This is a genomic window from Sporosarcina sp. HYO08 (assembly GCF_001563475.1).
Classification (GTDB): Bacteria; Bacillota; Bacilli; order Bacillales_A; family Planococcaceae; genus Sporosarcina.
Window position 1 is genome coordinate 1 of sequence record NZ_LPUT01000003.1, and the last position, 17,969, is coordinate 17,969.

Sequence of the window (17,969 nt, forward strand, 5' to 3'; positions counted from 1 at the left end):
TCTAGCGAAAGCTGTCAAGTGCGGTCTTTCACTTGACTGGTTTCGCTGGATACAGGACACTCCATGAATGGATGTTGTTCTGAAACAGACTTAACTTTTTTGTGTCCAATATATTGACGTAGATCCACATGTGTACCATTCGTATTCCCATATTTTATTAATTTTAAAGTGTTGTATAAAATTAACCTCAAATAATTTTACTTACCTATATACAACATTCTTTTTATTTTTCTAGCTATAGCCTCTAAATAATCTTTGAGAAAAATAATTGCAGCCCTTTCCTTTGTTAAACTTGGGAGCTCATATTTTATCAAGCTTCTTCTATCTAAACTACTGCTAGTATTACTTTCTTTTTGTGAAAGGTTATATAAGTATATCCCTTCCCCTTTAAGGTCATATAACACATTCAGTTCATATGGCACTAATGCAAGTGACCAACTCTTATGAACCTTAAAATTTAACTTCTTAGTTGTAAGTAAATATCCTCTATTACTGTATTGTTGCTTTAATCCATAATAATCAATTATTAGATTGTCCTCACCTTTATTTATAATACAGTTTAATAAATTATGACTTTCGAAAAAGGCATCATATTTAGCAGATGAATCTTGGATTCTTTTAAAATTATAATCCCTATCAAAATCGCCCATTAATATGGCTTGATGTGAATTAGAATTAATTTCATTATGTGTCCCAACATTCCCCATATTTGTACTTAATGCAACTCTAGGATACACAAAAAATTTATTGTTCAATGCCAAATACATATGAAAGTATTTTTTCCAAGATGATTCCTTCCAGTTAAGAACAACATCAGGTACAATGCCCTTAAAATCAATATTAATAAACTCTTTTTCTTCGTACCATAGTTTAAAGTTTTTCCATTGATTTCTTGTCCATATTTGCCCCCAAGATGATGGTACTTGAGCAAAATAGGTATCACTTTCATCGTGTATAGGAATAAATGGACGTAGTTCAGCGAACTCAGTAACTCTGTAATTATACAAGGATATCCCTGCAATGTTTTCTTCATAGTTATAGAAGGAAACCGCTTGTTGGGCATATCGATAAAAAGACCTTGATACGTATAAGTCATCTTCGAGAATGATAACTGCATCATAGTCAAGAGCAATGTCACCACATTTTAAAACATGCTTCCTTAAACCTAAATTCTCAGGATGACAAATTACCTTTTTTTCCCCATGATTCCATTTGAATTTTTCGGCAATTCTATAAACTTCATTATTATCACTTTTATCAATACTTATTATTAAGTCAACATTGTTGTTATCATAGTGGGCTTGAGATAAATTATTTAATAGCCTATTTAAAGAATTATGCCTATCGAACGCTACTACAACTATTGGTATATTCAAGATGTCTCTCCTTTGCTCAATTATTTCTTACACTTTTACAAACTTTATGATTTGTATAGGCAATTAAAGAAAGTAAAATAATTAATATTTTTTGTTCATCTATTAAAGAGTTTATTGAGTACGCTAAAAAACCTGGTATTACAAATAAAAAACTAGAATTAAAAATTGCTCTTCTAAAAAAGAACCATAATGAAATAAAATAAGCTACTATACCATATGAATAAAGAAATCTTAAGTGATCACTATGGGGTCGAAAAAATTTTCCATCCCTTATTTGAATATAGCCTTCTCCTATAAGGTTTGGGAGTTTATCCGAAAACATAAAGCTATATTTACTCAATCGACCACCATCTGTATTATCTAACATTCTATCTAAGCTATACTCTCTTACATAAGAATAGCTATCTCTAAAATAATAAGCTATAAAGGCTATTAAGGTAAAACCAAAGCAAAATAAAAAACTTGCCTTTAACATTTTTTCATATGAAGTTTTAATTTTAACGGTGTTTTTAAGTTTGTATAGAATGTATAGCATGAAAAATACCAGTGCTGATATAAGAGCTCCTGTACTCATGCTCAAAATTATTGCTATAGGAATAGAACTATAAATGAATATTTTTTGGATAGGTTTAAGGTTTTCATTTAATAACAGATAAAATGCCACCATCTGAAATCCATAAGCAGCATTATTAGGATCTATCCAAATATATGAATATCTAAATAAATATTCATTCTGTCTAATATACCATTCATTAACAAATGGATTCCGTACTCCTAATATTTCAAGTAATCTAAAATACGTGGCAACATCAATAAACGATGCGATACCTAAAACAATATAAAATACTACAAAACTAAACAAAATTCTTTTTATATTTACACTGTAAATACAATTTTTTAAAACGATATAATATGCAAAGGACGTTAAAAGTTGAAATCCTCTTTTTATATTTTCTATCCATACATTCATCCCCTCCAAGTATAGGGGCGATTGCAAAAATGATAAAACTACACTTATTAAAACTAACAAACTGAGCGTTAAAAAAACAATAAACTCTTTATCTTTTTTAATTTTAACTTTCTTTAATAGAATTACTCCTAAAACAACTGGTAATGATAGAGGCATTACAAAAAAATTAAAGTATGGCAATAGTAGTATATCAACAAATATAAAAGCTACTAGAAGATTGTTAAAATTATGGCCTTTCTCCAATATAGTCATTTTTTTATATCCCCACTTATTTAATATAGCAAGTCAATGAATTCCTTAATCTTCTTACTATGAATGTCCCAATTTTTATTATTTATAATAAAATTACGAGCCTCTTTTGCTTTCGCAATTAGATAATCTACATCCTGTATTAATAGATTATCTATTGTCTTTGCAATTTCTTCAGGGCCTTCATTATCAAATATAAATACATATTGTAAGTAATCATCGGTAAGACCATTTAATTTCGTCGTGGCCACTGGGGTTCCACTAATTAGGTACTCAATCATTTTAGATGGAAATGTATACAAACTTATTGGGTCATTTGCAGGTCTTGGATTTAATAAAATCCCTGCTTCCTGTTGGATCCTTATCATTTGTGAATTAGGTACATTCCCCATAAACTTTATTCGACTGTTATCTTGCGCAACCTCCTTCACATACTGCTCAAGAGGCCCCGATCCATAAATTTCAATAACAAACTTATTACTCTTAACAAGTTTTGAAGCTTCGACTAAGTTTTTTATGCCATTGTATTCTAACAACGCACCACTAAAAACTAATCTAATTACATCATCTTCGTGTATATTCGTCCACTGTCCTCCAGGTGGGCTTTTGGGTGCATCATCTAAATCAAACCCACCATCTACAAGAATAAATTTAGATTTTGGGGCATACTTTTCTATTACCTTTTCATTGAGTACTATTAACCCATCAAATTCTTTGATATTTTTTTCAGTTGTACTATCTTCAAGTTTTTTGGCTATCTTTCCAATAAAACCTCTGTTAATTACATCTATTGGTGGATCTGCTAATATGCAAACTATTTTAACATTAAATAATTTCTTGGCTAAAATAGCTGGCAAGGAAATATAAGGGAAAGAATTGAAACATATAATAACCTTTTTTTCATTTTTATTTTGCCTTACCCAACTATATATCATAAAAAAAGCGTTAACTATTAATATTATTTGTTTAACAATAAAAATATTGATAAAAGGCACTCTGTTTGCAACAATATTTTTCTGCAATTGAATTTTCCCTTTACCTATATAAATTCTTTTTTCTTTAGGAAAGGAAGCTATTGGGGGTTCGGTTAAAATTGACAAATCATTTTTAAATATTTTATATAGACCTTTTATTAAGCCTAATTGCATTTTATTGCCAGCAACAGAAGGGCCACGGTATTTAGTACAATCCTCTGTTTTAATTACACTTCCCAAGAATAAAACTTTCAAAATAAACCTCCCTTTAAATAAAATCCTTTAATTTATAATGTGATCTAGCAAAGAATTTTTTTTGTATATATTTAAATCTTTTAATTCACCAATTTCAATATAATTAATTTTCCCACTCATAGTATTAAACATTAGTTCAGCCAGTCTTGTACTATCAAAGCTCTCAAAAAAATATGCATTTTTATAATCATCCAATATTTCGTGCGAGAAAGGACTATCAGATGCTAGTACAATTCCACCATGTAGTTTTGCTTCTAGCATAGGAAGTCCAAATGTTTCTATATACGAGGGAAAAATTAAAACTGATTGTGTATAATACGAAAAAACCTTTTCTCTACTGATACTCCCTATAAACTCTATTGGTAGGGATGCACTTTTCACTTCGTTATATAAAGTTTCTATGTGTTTATTTTCATCACCTTTCACAGTAAAAATCACTTTATAATCTTTAATATCATTTTGTTTAAGATTTTTACAAGCTTCTATTATTACTCTATGGTTTTTATATTGTAGTGCACTTGCTGGGTAGAAAAAAGTTGAGAAAGCTTTATTATTCGGTGAAAAACTACCCTTTACATCAAGTCTAATTTCTGGTGAAACTATGTTTATTTTTCTCCCATCTACTCCTACCTTTTCAATACAAGCCTTTTTTAACCATTTCGTTTGGACAATAACCTTATTTGCCTTTTTTATTGAATTAAAAATCTTATGACCTATTAAATTTTGGTACATCCAAAATAATTTGTTTTCACTAAAGGTAAATTTATGCTCTATAAATGGTAATGGTTGGTGAATGTAAATAGTTTGTTCTATATCAGCTCTAGGTATAGTTAAATTTTGTAATGAAAATACTTTGTTAATGTTATATTTACTTATTAAGCTCGGTGCAATAAAATTGTCAAAAAAAAGTCTATGTCCCCAGCTTTTTTTTATCCAAGGAAATCTAAGTATTTTTATATTCTCAGTTTCTTGAAATTCAGGCTTACTAAGTACAAATATCCAATTTATCTTTTCATCTCTGTGTGTTTTAACTTCATCATAAAAATCTTTTAAAATGGAGTACGCCCCTCCATACTCTGCAGGCACATCAAAAACCATTATATTCACCAACACTTACCTCCAAACAACCCTATTCACATAATCTGTATAAGATAATATAATTCTCAATACCTTATCTGAAACATTTGGCATACTATAATCATCAACAATTTTCAATGTATCCTCACCTTGTGTTTCTAAAATTACCAATCCCTGTAATATTCTTTCCTTCTTCAAACCAACCATCATAACTGCAGCTTCTTCCATTGCCTCAGGTCTCTCATGAGCTTGTCTTATATTAAGAGCTTTAAAGCCAAGGATAGAAGATTCCTCACTGATAGTTCCACTATCACTAAGAACTGCTTTCGCCTTAATTTGAAGCTTTACATAATCATTAAAACCTAAAGGTTTCATCGTTTTTACTAAAGGATTAAATTCAATTCCTTTTGATTCAATCATTTTTCTAGTTCTAGGGTGTGTACTAACAATCACAGGCATATTATACTTTTCTGCTACTGCATTTAAGCTATCAACTAAATCCATAAAATTAGTTTCTGAATTAATATTTTCTTCTCTATGAGCAGATACAACAAAGTAGTTTTCTTCTTCTAGATTTAAACTTTCCAATACATTAGAAACCTCAATATCATCTTTTCTAGTGTGAAGGACCTCAAACATTGGACTTCCTGTCTTAATAATTCTGTCTGCTGGCAATCCTTCTTTTAATAAATATTCTCGTGCAATATCACTATAAGTTAAATTAATATCAGCTATATGATCAACGATTTTTCTGTTTGTCTCCTCTGGTACTCTTTGATCGAAACAACGATTACCAGCTTCCATGTGGAATATAGGAATATGTTTTCTCTTTGCTGCAATTGCACATAAGCAACTATTTGTGTCACCAAGTACTAAAAAAGCGTCTGGTTTTACCTCTTCCATAATAGGATCTATTTTCACCAAAATATTCCCAATAGTTTCTACTGCTGTTCCGGTAGCTGCATTAAGAAAATAATCTGGTTTTTTCAAGTTAAAATCCTTAAAAAACACCTCATTTAATTCGTAATCATAATTTTGACCTGTATGAACAAGGATATGTTCAACAGCATTTGATTCTTCTAATTTATTAATAACAGCTGACAATCTTATTATCTCTGGTCTAGTTCCAACAACTGTCATAACTTTTAATTTTTTCATTAATTATACCTCCAAGAAATAAGTATCCGGCTTTTCTGGATCAAAACATTCATTTGCCCACATTACTGTTACAAGGTCACTCTTCCCAACATTTACAATTGAATGTGTATATCCGGTAGGAATATCTACAACCTGTAGCTTTTCACCACTTACTCTATATTCAATAATTTCATCAGATTCAATCTTTCTAAAGCGAATTAACCCTTCACCACTTACAACTAAAAACTTCTCATTTTTAGTATGATGCCAGTGATTCCCTTTTGTAATTCCAGGTTTTGATACATTTACTGAAACCTGTCCTCTTTCAGGTGTTCTCATAAACTCTGTAAAAGAACCTCTATGATCAGAATTCATTTTTAGATTATAAGAAAACTGATTTTCTGGTAAAAAGCTTAAATAAGTACTATAAAGCTTTTTAGTTAGTGCATCTTCCATATTTGGAATACTTAAATTTTCTCTACTTTCTTTGAAACTCTTTATAAGGTCAGCCAATTCTCCAAGTCTGATATTATGTGTTACAGGTACAACACAGTAATCATTATGCATCGTTGGCTCTCCCTCAAGAGCTCGGAAAAACTCTTCTAATACATCATCTATATAACAAAGATTAAGCTCTGCATCCGGATTGTTTATCTGAATATCTAAGCCATTAGCTATGTTATGGCAGAATGTAGCTACCACAGTATTATAGTTAGGTTTGCTCCACTTACCAAATAAGTTCGGTAATCTATATACATAAACCTTCGCATCAGTTTCATAGTAGTAATTAAATAGTAAATCCTCTCCGGCCTTCTTACTTCTTCCATAAGGATTGTCCTTTTCTGCCTGTATTGATGAGGTAAGAAGAATAGGGGCCTTATTGTTATTTTCTTTTAATAGCTCTAGTAATTGAGAAGTTAAACCAAAATTACCTTCCATAAATTCCTTTTCATCTTTTGGCCTATTAACTCCAGCTAGATGAAAAACAAAGTCACATTCTCTTGTATATTTTTCGAGTAACAAAGGATCACATTCCCTAGTAAACTCAAAAATATTACTATATCCTTTATTTTTAAGCTCAGCTATGAGGTTTTTTCCTACAAACCCTTTTGCTCCTGTAACAAGAATATTCATCACTCAAAACCACCCTTTAATTCATTACGTGAACTTTTTTATTCCACTCTTTTAATTCGTTTTGCACATAGTCTAATTCAAGCAACTTTTCTTTAATTTGTTCAACGGTAAGAATTTGTGTATTATCGGAATTATACTCTTCTACTGTAGTAAGCTTTTGATCTCCCTCTGCAAAATACTTATCATAGTTAAGATCTCTTTGATCAGCAGGAACTCTATAGAAACCAGGTAAATCTTCTGCCTTCACATATTCCTCTTTCGTAAGAAGGGTTTCATAACGTTTTTCTCCATGACGGGTTCCAATGATTTTTATTTCATTATCCGCGTCAAATAATTCTTTTACAGCTTGAGCAAGATCTCCAATAGTACTAGCTGGGGATTTTTGTACCATAATATCTCCTGCCTCAGCATTTTCAAACGCAAATACTACTAACTCTACTGCTTCTTCTAAACTCATAAGAAATCTTGTCATATTTGGATCCGTTACTGTTAAGGGCTGACCGCTTTTGATTTGTTCGATAAACAATGGTATAACAGAACCACGTGAGGCCATCACATTACCGTATCTAGTTCCACAAATTAATGTCCTTTCTGGATTAACAGTTTTCGACTTAGCAACAAATACTTTTTCCATCATTGCTTTTGAGATACCCATTGCATTAATTGGATATGCAGCTTTATCGGTTGAAAGACAGATTGCCTTCTTTACTCCATATTCAATAGCAGCCGTTAGTACATTATCCGTACCCAATATATTTGTTTTTACCGCCTCTAAAGGAAAAAACTCACAAGATGGTACTTGTTTTAGTGCCGCTGCATGAAAAATGTAATCCACCCCATGCATAGCGTTTTTAACGCTCGCTAAATCTCTTACATCGCCGAGGTAAAATTTGAGCTTATCATTTTTGTAAAGTTTACGCATATCATCTTGTTTCTTTTCATCACGGGAAAAAATCCTAACTTCTTTTATATCTGTATTTAAAAATCTCTTCATAACCGCATTTCCGAATGAACCTGTGCCACCAGTAATTAATAAAGTTTTATTTTTAAACATCCTTTATCCCTCCAAATTATTTAAAGTATCTTCTAACATCGATATAAATCTTTCTTTGCTATAGTTTTTAATGTAGTAATCATATGAGTTTTGAGCCATTTTTTCTTTCTCATTGCTATTACAGAACTGTATTATTACATTCGCTAATTCACTATAATTTTCAGCAGTGCAACATAACCCGCACTCAGCATTTTTAATTACTCGACTTGTCTCACCATTGATTGATCCAATAATAGGTTTACCTGCTGCCATATATGATTGCACTTTACCTGGTAGCGTGTATGAAATAGCCTTATTATTCTTTAAGGTAATTAACATCGCATCAGCTAACCCATAATAATGTGGCATTTCACTTACTGGTCTTCTTCCATAATATATGACGTTTTCTAACCCCAATTTTTTACTTAGCATCTTACATTCTTCTAATTTAGATCCATCTCCGACTATGTGAAATATAATATTAGAATGCTCACGCAATATATTAGCTGCCTTAACTATCGTTTCCACGCTCTGCATATCACCAATATTTCCAGCAAAAACGAAATTATATTTATCATCTTTAACAACTTCTTTGTTTTCTGTAAACAAATCTTCAGCATATTGCGGTAGATGATGGATCTTTTTATTGTACATCCCAAGAGTACCTCTGAAATATTCTTCAAACATACTAGAAGTAACCGCTATGCAATCTGCTGAGTTATAAATCCATTGAGATATCTTCTTAAAAAACTTATAAATTATTGAACTTTCATTGATTCCACCAGCTGCTAAACTATCAGGCCAAAGGTCAAGACAGTAAAGTAATAGCTTTTTCTTATGCTTTCTCTTATAAACGATAGCTGGTATACCCATCATTACTGGCGAAAGTTGATTAACAAATATTACATCAAACTTTTCCTTCATAAAAAATGCCTTCAACGATCCTGATAAGGCAAAGCTAAGATAGTTTAAGAAAAGTTTTAACTTATTATTTCCACGACCTATTTCAAAACTTCGTACAACTTTTACGCCATTTAACACTTCATTCCTTTTCTTACCATTCCGGTAACCATTGAGTACTTGTCCCTCTGGATAATTTGGGAGGCCTGTAAGTACTGTTACATCATGTCCCTTTTCTACTAATGATTCACATATATCTGAAATGCGAAAAGGTTCCGGATAGTAATATTGGCAGACAACTAGAATTTTCATTAACCAAAAGCCTCCAAATTCTATTGAACCTTTTTTAAATACTCTTTAATTTCAATTTTTAATCCCTCTGATAGCGACATAGGTCGATAACCAAAATCTTTCGCAGCACTTTCATGTGGAAAACTTCTATCTTCCCCCATCCGCTGAACTCTCTCAATATAGTCAACCTTTCCAAGCGTGATGACTTTTAGGAATCTAGCCATAAAAACACCTAACGCTAAAGGGATACTAATAAAGGTCGTATTCTTACCTAGAATTTGACTTATCAACCTAAACAATTCTTTCATTGAAATAGGACTTTCACCAGATAAAATATAATCGCCGCTCACTATATTAGATTTCTTTAATACCTGATAATATGCTTTTCCTAAATCTCTCCCATTAACAGGCTGTAGCAAATTCTTACCTTGGTCAATGATAGGAAATAGCCTTAATCTATCTACCATTTTTATAAAAACAATCATATTACTGTCATTTATATATCCATAAATCATAGTAGGTCTTAAATATATTAGCCCTATCGTTGAATTGTTTTCCTTAATTATCTTATCTATGCTTTTCTCAATACCCTTATATTCTTCTGATGCACTCTTATATTTTGAATAAATGCCGGTTGTATGAACAAGTATAGCTCTCTTAACATCATTCTTAACTGCTGCCTTCATTAATGTAACCGAATAAAAGATAGACGCTATATGCACAACTGTGTTAACTCCACTCATAGCTTCATTCATAAACTCTTGATTTTCTAAATCTCCAACTATCATTTCTATATTTAGGCCCGAATTATCTATCAACGATGTATCAGAATTTGCTCTAACAATACATCGAATTGGACCATCATATTTATTTCTTATAAGCTCTTGCAAGAAATACTTGCCACTATGTCCTGTAATTCCTGTAACTAATAACATTACTTCTCCACCTCTACTTGTTTACTTTCCCGAAGAGCTTGTCATCTTAGTACTTGCAACTTCCTTTTTTGCTCCAGTTCCACCTTCTACTACACCATCACTCTTAACAACACTTACGATGGTACCAAAGAAGCACTTAATATCCATCAAAAGGCTAATCCTCTCAACATACTCCCCATCCAACTTAGCCTTAATTTCGATAGGAAGTTCATCCCTACCATTAATCTGTGCCCAACCTGTCAATCCAGGTGGTACATCATTAGCGCCATATTTGCCCCGTTCAGCAATTAGATCATATTGATTCCATAGTGCTGGCCTTGGCCCAATAATACTCATCTGTCCCACAAAAATATTCCAAATCTGCGGAAGCTCATCAAGTGAGGTTTTTCTCAGGAATTTACCCATCTTTGTGATATACTGTTCTGGATTACTTAATAAGTGAGTTGGAGTGTCCTTCGGTGTATCGATTCTCATGGTACGAAATTTCAATATATTGAAATGTGTCTTGTTAATTCCTACACGCTTTTGCTTAAACAAAACCGGCCCTCTTGAATCAATCTTAATAGCAATAATTAGAATTAAAAAAATGGGAGATAAAACAATAAGTCCAATTAAAGAAAGAATGATATCAATCAATCTTTTAACCTTCATATACATCTAGCTACACTCCTTAAAATTTGTTCTTTAGTAGATTAGGACTTAATTGGAAGTCACTTATTCCAACCAACTACTAAACCACTAAATCTTATCTACTTTTCATAGCCACCTCGTAATATCTATTCAATCTACCAACTAAATACGAAATAGATATTCACTTCATAACCATCCTAAACCGAGTTTCTTCCTATTATATATACCATTCAATCAATCTATAAATCTCACTAAAAACGGCTCAAACCCTTATCCTGCAAGGTTTTCAGCATCTTATCTGATTACGATAGTCAGTTCCCCTTCACCATTCAATCCCACCCCAAACAAACCTTACAAATAAGGAACCTCATTCCCATCATCATCTTCAACATCCCCATGCTCAGAACATTCCACTTCTCCATCTACATACCCATACATACCACCAACCGGACAATCCATCTCCCCATTCTCAAAGATAAATTGCTGGAACAACAAATCTGAATGGCCTGATCCTCCCAAAGTCAAATTCATTTCATAATGTTTTTTCACTTCAAGGCGATTTGCTTCACAAACCTTTGTTTCAGCCCTTTTTGTTACACCCAAATACGCTGGTATCGCAATACCCATCAAAATACCAAGAATCACAATGACTGCAAGTATTTCCACTAATGTCAAACCTTTGTCATTCTTGCATAACCTCTTTAACATCATTGGTAATACAACCCTTCCCTGATAAAAGTTAATGTGTCAAAAGCTTAACTTGCTATAAGAGCACCAAAAATATTTCCTGCATGTCAAAGTATCCTGATTCAGTCATATAGTGATTATAGTTGTTCATTGTAACTACCTAGACTTCTACATTCTCAAAAAACAAAAAAAGGGCATCCAACCCCACCTCACACCATACTCCCGATAACCAAACGCATCTAAGGCAACGCGAAAACGCGCCACCCACAGCATAGCCGAGTGCCTCCGTTGATAAAGGTTAGGAGGCATCACCTATGAAATGAAATTACACTTCTACTTTACTTTCCTTCAATTTTTCTGCCATGTATCCAATCAATTGATCTCGAATCTCATCATTCTGCAGCGCAAACTCAATCGTCGTCGTAATAAACCCTAACTTCTCTCCAACGTCATAGCGCGTGCCTTCAAAATCATACGCAAATACACGCTGAATCTGATTGAGTTTTTGAATGGCATCCGTTAACTGGATTTCTCCACCTGCTCCGGTCTCTTGTTCTTCCAAGTACCTAAAGATTTCAGGCGTTAGAATGTATCTTCCCATAATGGCAAGATTTGATGGGGCGGTTCCGAATGCTGGTTTTTCGACGAAGTTTTCTACCGCATATCTTCTTCCTACGCGTATGGAAGGTTCTACAATGCCGTAGCGTTGTGTTTCTTCATCTGGCACAGATTGCACACCAATGACAGATGCATGTGTTTCTTCATATTGATCCATAAGTTGTTTTAACCCAGGTACGTCACTTTGAACGATATCATCACCTAGTAAAACCGCAAACGGCTCATTACCGATAAACTTCCGTGCACACCAAACGGCATGTCCAAGTCCTTTTGGTTCTTTTTGACGAATATAATGAATGTCTACATTTGCCGATTGTCTCACCTGATCTAATAGATCGAACTTCTCTTTTTGAAGAAGGTTTTCTTCTAGTTCAAAGTTGTTATCGAAATGGTCTTCGATTGCGCGTTTTCCTTTTCCGGTGACGATAATAATATCTTCAATGCCGGATGCGATGGCCTCTTCAACGATGTATTGAATCGTTGGCTTATCGACAATCGGCAGCATTTCTTTCGGCATTGCTTTTGTTGCTGGCAAAAAACGTGTGCCTAAGCCGGCTGCTGGAATAATGGCTTTGCGTATTTTATTCACTGTACTGTCTCCTCACCTTATATTTTCACCCTTGGTTGACTCTTTCCATAATGGCATGCTCTAAAGTAGTGAGCTTTTCTGTACTGCTTTCCATTGACTCACCCTTCACGCCGAAATAGAATTTACACTTCGGTTCTGTACCGGAAGGACGTATACAAATCCATGATCCATCGGCCAGTTTATACTTGAGTACATTTGACTTTGGCAAATGTATCGTTGTCTTGATGCCTGTAGACACGTCTACCGCTTCACTTGTTGCATAGTCTTCAATGACCGTGATCGGCACATCTTGCACTGTTGCAGGTGGATTGTTTCGGAACGCTAGTAGAATTCTTTCGATTTGTTCTGCCCCGTCTTTTCCTTTTAACGTTACCGAATGCGTTGACTCTTGGTAATAACCGAATTGATTGAATAGGTCATTTAATACTTCGAATACTGTCTTTCCTTGCGCTTTATAATAGGCAGTTGCTTCTGCGATCAAGACAGCGGATTGAACCGCATCTTTGTCCCGAACGAAATCCCCAATGAGATAGCCGTAACTTTCTTCATATCCAAACAAGAAGGTGAACTCGTTCGTACGTTCAAATTCTTGGATTTTCTCAGCGATAAATTTAAAGCCCGTCAGCGTATCAATTGTTTCCAATCCGTAGTCGGATGCGATGGCACGTCCCAACTCGGACGTAACGATTGTTTTCATCACGACACCGTCACGGGGTAAGAGACCATTCTTTTGTTTCTGTTCTAGCAAATAATGAAGCATCAATGCGCCAATTTGATTGCCGGTAAGTAACGTATACTTTCCCTCATTATTCTTCACTGCGACACCAAGACGATCGGCGTCTGGATCCGTTGCGAGTAATAGATCCGCATTAACTTTCTTGCCATACTGAATAGCCAGTTGGAATGCCTCAGGTTCTTCGGGATTCGGAGACTGGACAGTCGAAAAGTTTGGATCTGGCTGTTCTTGTTCTTTCACGATCGTTACATTGTTGAAGCCGAATGCAGTCAGTCCATCTTGAACTGGTTGACTGCCCGTGCCGTGTAATGGGCTATAGACAATCGACAGTTCTTTTGCTAACGTGTCTTTGTTGAGCTGAATTGTACGTAATGCTTCTATGTAGGCTTGATCTACTTTTTCACCGATATATGTGAGAGTCCCTTGGTCGACCAACTCTTTTTCGTTTCCAACTTCAATCGTTAATTCAGAAGCGATTTCGTTCATATAGTGAAGGATGACATCTGCTGCGTTGGGCGGTAACTGTGCCCCGTCTTCGCCGTATACTTTCAGACCGTTATATTCCGAGGGATTATGACTAGCAGTGATGACAACACCCGCGAATGCTTGTAAATGGCGAACAGCAAATGATAAGACCGGAGTTGGGCGTAAATCTTTAAATAAATAGACCCGCACTCCCCGACTTCCGACTGTTTTTGCGACCTCTAGGGCGAAATCTGGTGACAGATGTCTAGAGTCATAGGCAATTGCCACACCACGATCCATTGCAGCCTGTCCTTGTTCAACGATATATTGCGCTAGTCCTAACGCGGCTTTTCGAACCGTGTAAACATTCATACGGTTCGTTCCAGGACCGATGATGCCGCGCATGCCGCCTGTGCCGAATTCTAGATTTTTATAGAAGCTGTCTTCCATTTGTTTTTCATTCGGAAGTTGTTGAACGAGCTCTTTTCTTACAGGGTCTTCTGCTGGCAGTTGTTTGAGCCACTGGTCTCTATTTTGTTTCCATTGCATACCTTTGCATCCTTTCTCCCCACGGATGCCTGTCACCGTCACAATTCGCGGAAGGACGCGAATGGTGTCGGTGACAGGCACCCTATGTCCACACCTTAACCTACTGGCACCTTTGTTGAATCCTCTATTTCCTTCTCGTAACCTGGTTTATCCAGTAAAGTAAACATATTGGTTTTATATAGCTCTACTCCAGGCTGATCAAACGGATTCACACCGAATAAATAAGCACTCATCGCACAAGCTTTTTCAAAGAAGTATACGATGTAACCAAATGTATAAGCATCCATTGCTGGAATTTCAAAAACGAGCCCCGGCACTTCACCGTCATAATGAGCTTGCAATGCGCCTTGGAATGCTTTGCTGTTGACATCATCTACTGTTTTACCGGCTAAATAATTCAACTCATCGATATTCTCTTCATCATATTCAATGACTAAATCATGATTAGGTTTTTTCACCTTTATAATTGTTTCGAACAGGTTTCGTTGACCTTCTTGAATATATTGACCAAATGAATGAAGGTCTGTTGAAAAGTTTGCGGAAGCTGGGAAGATCCCTCGTCGATCCTTCCCTTCACTTTCTCCGAACAGTTGCTTCCACCATTCAGCTAAGTAATGTAAGCCAGGTTCGTATGTGACAAACATTTCAATGGCCATGCCTTTTTGAAAAAGAATGTTCCGAATGACGGCATATTGATACGCCGCATTTTCTTCAAGCACCGGATTTTGTAACTCTTTCTGTGCTTTCTGAGCTCCTGCCATCATTTCTGTAATATCGATTCCACTTGCGGCAATTGGTAATAGCCCAACCGCAGTCAAGACGGAATAACGACCGCCGATATTGTTAGGTATGACGAATGTTTCATATCCTTCTTGATCAGCAAGTTCTTTTAACGCGCCTTTTTGAGGATCGGTCGTCACGTAAATTCGTTTACGCGCCTCTGTTTTACCATATTTGTCTTCCAGCAACTTACGGAAAATCCGGAAGGCGATAGCAGGTTCCGTTGTCGTTCCAGACTTGGAAATGACATTAATGGAAAAATCCTTTCCTTCCAATAGATCCATTACGTGGGAAATATAGGTAGAACTTAAGTTATGACCTACAAAAATGACTTGCGGATACTCTCTTTTTTCTTTCGGCAACAGATTGTAAAAGCTATGATTCAGCATTTCAATCGCTGCGCGGGCGCCTAAGTAAGAGCCACCGATTCCAATGACGAGCAGCACATCACTTGTTTCCTTGATCTGTTTTGCTGTTTGCTGGATCCGCTCAAATTCTTCTCGATCATACGTTTCAGGGAGGTCGAGCCACCCTAAATAATCGTTATGTACGCTTTTCCCGCTGTGCATTTCCCGGTGAATTGCTTGTACGGTCTGTTCTAAAAAAGAAACTTTATAATTCCCGAAATGTACGTGCGCTTTTGAATAATCGAATGTAATATGTGTCAAGACCTCACCTCCTCAAAACGATCACACATTCACAACTTCCTTTATAACGTCTTGCTGGGTAGACTTCTTCCAGTTCGCTACACCAACCAACGTCTCCTTCACTTCTTTTCCAGACATTCCAGGAAGTTTATCTAAAATGTCCTGTAGCTCAAATAGACTGATCGGCTCCGCCTTCCCAATAAAAATCTTTGGAAAAACTTGCTCACTCTGAATCTCATTTTCATTCAACAACTCTTCAAACAACTTCTCCCCAGGACGAATGCCTGAAAATTTAATCCCAATGTCATCTTCAGCGTAACCGGATAACTTGATCAAGTTCTTCGCCAAGTCCACAATTTTAACGGGTTCGCCCATATCTAGGACGAATACTTCCCCACCAGCAGCTAACGTTCCTGCTTGAATGACTAACCGCGATGCTTCCGGAATGGTCATGAAGTAACGAGTCATCTCAGGATCTGTTACCGTAATCGGTCCGCCTTTTGCGATTTGCTGTTTAAATAGCGGGACAACGCTTCCTCGTGATCCTAAAACGTTGCCAAATCTGACCGCTGCGAATTTTGTTTGACTACTCTTCGCAAGATTTTGAACGATCATTTCAGCAAAACGCTTCGATGCGCCCATCACATTCGGCGGGTTCACCGCTTTGTCTGTGGAGACGAGTACGAAATACGATACGCCAAATACGTCCGCCGCTTCCGCCACATTTTTCGTACCAAAAATATTATTTTTCACTGCTTCTGCTGGATTGGCTTCCATTAACGGAACATGCTTATGCGCTGCCGCATGGTACATGACGTCGGGTCTATATGTATCAACGATATCAAAGATGCGATTGCGATCCTTCACATCTGCGATGATTGGAATGATTTCAACGTCCGATGAAACCTTTTGACGCAGTTCCATGTCTATATTGTAAATCGAGCTTTCTCCATGTCCGACAAGTAATAATCGTCTTGGCCTGAAGTCACTCACTTGCCGGCAAATTTCAGAACCGATGGAGCCGCCTGCGCCTGTGACGAGGATCGTTTTATTCGTCAGCTTGTCTGCGATCGCTTTTAAATCGAGTTCGACTTCGTCACGACCGAGTAAGTCTTCAATTTTCACGTCTTGCATATCTTTAACGGATACTTTCCCGGTCATTAAATCTTCAATTCGAGGGATTTTCTGGGTCCGGATGCCCGTTTCAACACAGTTACGCATTAATTCGCTCATGCGCTGTTTCGACATCGATGGAATCGCGATGACGATTTTTTCGATCGCGTTGTCTTTTACGAAATCTGGGATCGCTTCAAGTCCCCCGACGACTTTTACGCCGTAAATCTCAAGCCCTTGTTTCATCGGGTCATCGTCTACGAATAACACAGGTTGCATGCCCGATTCTGGGTTTTGCTGCAATTGGTGGACGACCATTGTGCCTGCTTGTCCTGCGCCGACGACGAGTGTACGGATCGCTTCATTGTCGAGTCTGCTATTGACCGAGTCGCGAACGAGACGCCAGGATAGTCTCGATCCCCCGATGAGTAAAATATGTAGCATCCATGTTAAAAAGAGTGCACGGAAGTAGATGTCTTGGATGAGTGCAAATTGAACACCTGCAACAATGACGATTGTCCAGGTGACGGCTTTTGTAATGGATTTTAATTCACCGATGGATGCGTATGACCAAACTTTTCGGTAAAGTCCGAAGCGCCATGCGAAAAAATGATGCGCAAGAAAGATCGTTACGACGCTGACAAACAGCATTTTGCTTGTGAAAATATTAAAATAGGGATGTAAAATAAAATAGCCACAGTAAATCGAAGATAATACAATGCATGTATCGATGAAGACAAGTAACGTCATTCTTTTCCGCAAAGTCACAAGGTCCCCCCCTTTCATCCCGAATTCAAGTAAGCCTCTGAAAAAACTAGTCTAAA

General features: G+C 36.0%; 15 protein-coding genes. All 15 read right to left on the reverse strand.

The window, feature by feature from the left end; translation table 11 throughout:
- Positions 1-197 precede the first annotated feature (197 nt).
- The 15 genes from AU377_RS03260 to AU377_RS03330 all read right to left on the reverse strand — a co-directional run bounded on the left by AU377_RS03260 (position 198) and on the right by AU377_RS03330 (position 17,913).
- Positions 198-1,376 carry a glycosyltransferase gene (locus AU377_RS03260; protein WP_067404132.1) on the reverse strand — a complete coding sequence of 393 codons (1,179 nt, stop codon included), beginning with the start codon at positions 1,374-1,376 and terminating at the stop codon, positions 198-200.
- A gap of 16 nt (positions 1,377-1,392) precedes the next feature.
- Positions 1,393-2,598 carry a hypothetical protein gene (locus tag AU377_RS03265; protein ID WP_067404135.1) on the reverse strand — a complete coding sequence of 402 codons (1,206 nt, stop codon included), beginning with the start codon at positions 2,596-2,598 and terminating at the stop codon, positions 1,393-1,395.
- A gap of 20 nt (positions 2,599-2,618) precedes the next feature.
- Complete coding sequence (locus AU377_RS03270) at positions 2,619-3,824, reverse strand: glycosyltransferase (protein ID WP_067404137.1); 1,206 nt, start codon at positions 3,822-3,824, stop codon at positions 2,619-2,621.
- 27 nt (positions 3,825-3,851) lie between these two features.
- Complete coding sequence (locus tag AU377_RS03275) at positions 3,852-4,922, reverse strand: glycosyltransferase (RefSeq protein WP_253724371.1); 1,071 nt, start codon at positions 4,920-4,922, stop codon at positions 3,852-3,854.
- A 15-nt stretch (positions 4,923-4,937) separates the two neighbouring features.
- Positions 4,938-6,059: a non-hydrolyzing UDP-N-acetylglucosamine 2-epimerase gene (gene wecB / locus AU377_RS03280; RefSeq protein WP_067404143.1), complete on the reverse strand. Its 1,122-nt coding sequence runs from the start codon at positions 6,057-6,059 to the stop codon at positions 4,938-4,940.
- Positions 6,060-6,062: 3 nt separating this feature from the next.
- Positions 6,063-7,172 carry a capsular polysaccharide biosynthesis protein CapF gene (locus AU377_RS03285; RefSeq protein ID WP_067404146.1) on the reverse strand — a complete coding sequence of 370 codons (1,110 nt, stop codon included), beginning with the start codon at positions 7,170-7,172 and terminating at the stop codon, positions 6,063-6,065.
- A 16-nt stretch (positions 7,173-7,188) separates the two neighbouring features.
- The gene (locus tag AU377_RS03290; RefSeq protein ID WP_067404149.1) at positions 7,189-8,226 is read right to left on the reverse strand and encodes a nucleoside-diphosphate sugar epimerase/dehydratase; all 1,038 of its coding nucleotides are present in this window, start codon (positions 8,224-8,226) and stop codon (positions 7,189-7,191) included.
- Between the two features lie 3 nt (positions 8,227-8,229).
- Entirely contained in the window at positions 8,230-9,417 is a 1,188-nt protein-coding gene (locus AU377_RS03295; RefSeq protein ID WP_067404152.1) for a glycosyltransferase family 4 protein, read from the reverse strand.
- 20 nt (positions 9,418-9,437) lie between these two features.
- A complete protein-coding gene (locus AU377_RS15215; protein ID WP_082731909.1) occupies positions 9,438-10,331 on the reverse strand; it encodes an NAD(P)-dependent oxidoreductase in 894 nt (297 codons plus the stop codon).
- Positions 10,332-10,352: 21 nt separating this feature from the next.
- A complete protein-coding gene (locus AU377_RS03305; protein WP_067404154.1) occupies positions 10,353-10,988 on the reverse strand; it encodes a sugar transferase in 636 nt (211 codons plus the stop codon).
- A 324-nt stretch (positions 10,989-11,312) separates the two neighbouring features.
- Positions 11,313-11,672: a prepilin-type N-terminal cleavage/methylation domain-containing protein gene (locus AU377_RS03310; RefSeq protein WP_067404156.1), complete on the reverse strand. Its 360-nt coding sequence runs from the start codon at positions 11,670-11,672 to the stop codon at positions 11,313-11,315.
- Between the two features lie 301 nt (positions 11,673-11,973).
- Positions 11,974-12,855, reverse strand: coding sequence for a UTP--glucose-1-phosphate uridylyltransferase GalU (gene galU / locus AU377_RS03315; RefSeq protein ID WP_067404158.1), 882 nt, complete (start codon positions 12,853-12,855; stop codon positions 11,974-11,976).
- 25 nt (positions 12,856-12,880) lie between these two features.
- On the reverse strand, positions 12,881-14,605 hold the full coding sequence (locus AU377_RS03320; RefSeq protein WP_067404298.1) for a phospho-sugar mutase: 1,725 nt from the start codon (positions 14,603-14,605) through the stop codon (positions 12,881-12,883).
- A 95-nt stretch (positions 14,606-14,700) separates the two neighbouring features.
- Positions 14,701-16,053 (reverse strand): glucose-6-phosphate isomerase, encoded by a 1,353-nt coding sequence (locus tag AU377_RS03325; protein WP_067404167.1) that lies wholly within the window; start codon positions 16,051-16,053, stop codon positions 14,701-14,703.
- Positions 16,054-16,074: 21 nt separating this feature from the next.
- Positions 16,075-17,913 carry a nucleoside-diphosphate sugar epimerase/dehydratase gene (locus AU377_RS03330; protein WP_067404176.1) on the reverse strand — a complete coding sequence of 613 codons (1,839 nt, stop codon included), beginning with the start codon at positions 17,911-17,913 and terminating at the stop codon, positions 16,075-16,077.
- Positions 17,914-17,969 lie beyond the last annotated feature (56 nt).

Excerpts from the sequence above, each read along its gene's own strand:
- AU377_RS03275 (WP_253724371.1), bottom strand. The coding sequence starts at position 4,922 with ATGGTTTTTGATGTGCCTGCAGAGTATGGAGGGGCGTACTCCATTTTA.
- AU377_RS15215 (WP_082731909.1), bottom strand. The coding sequence starts at position 10,331 with ATGTTATTAGTTACAGGAATTACAGGACATAGTGGCAAGTATTTCTTG.
- AU377_RS03320 (WP_067404298.1), bottom strand. The coding sequence starts at position 14,605 with ATGCAATGGAAACAAAATAGAGACCAGTGGCTCAAACAACTGCCAGCA.
- AU377_RS03290 (WP_067404149.1), bottom strand. The coding sequence starts at position 8,226 with ATGTTTAAAAATAAAACTTTATTAATTACTGGTGGCACAGGTTCATTC.
- AU377_RS03305 (WP_067404154.1), bottom strand. The coding sequence starts at position 10,988 with ATGTATATGAAGGTTAAAAGATTGATTGATATCATTCTTTCTTTAATT.
- AU377_RS03285 (WP_067404146.1), bottom strand. The coding sequence starts at position 7,172 with ATGAATATTCTTGTTACAGGAGCAAAAGGGTTTGTAGGAAAAAACCTC.
- AU377_RS03310 (WP_067404156.1), bottom strand. The coding sequence starts at position 11,672 with ATGATGTTAAAGAGGTTATGCAAGAATGACAAAGGTTTGACATTAGTG.
- AU377_RS03295 (WP_067404152.1), bottom strand. The coding sequence starts at position 9,417 with ATGAAAATTCTAGTTGTCTGCCAATATTACTATCCGGAACCTTTTCGC.
- AU377_RS03265 (WP_067404135.1), bottom strand. The coding sequence starts at position 2,598 with ATGACTATATTGGAGAAAGGCCATAATTTTAACAATCTTCTAGTAGCT.
- wecB (WP_067404143.1), bottom strand. The coding sequence starts at position 6,059 with ATGAAAAAATTAAAAGTTATGACAGTTGTTGGAACTAGACCAGAGATA.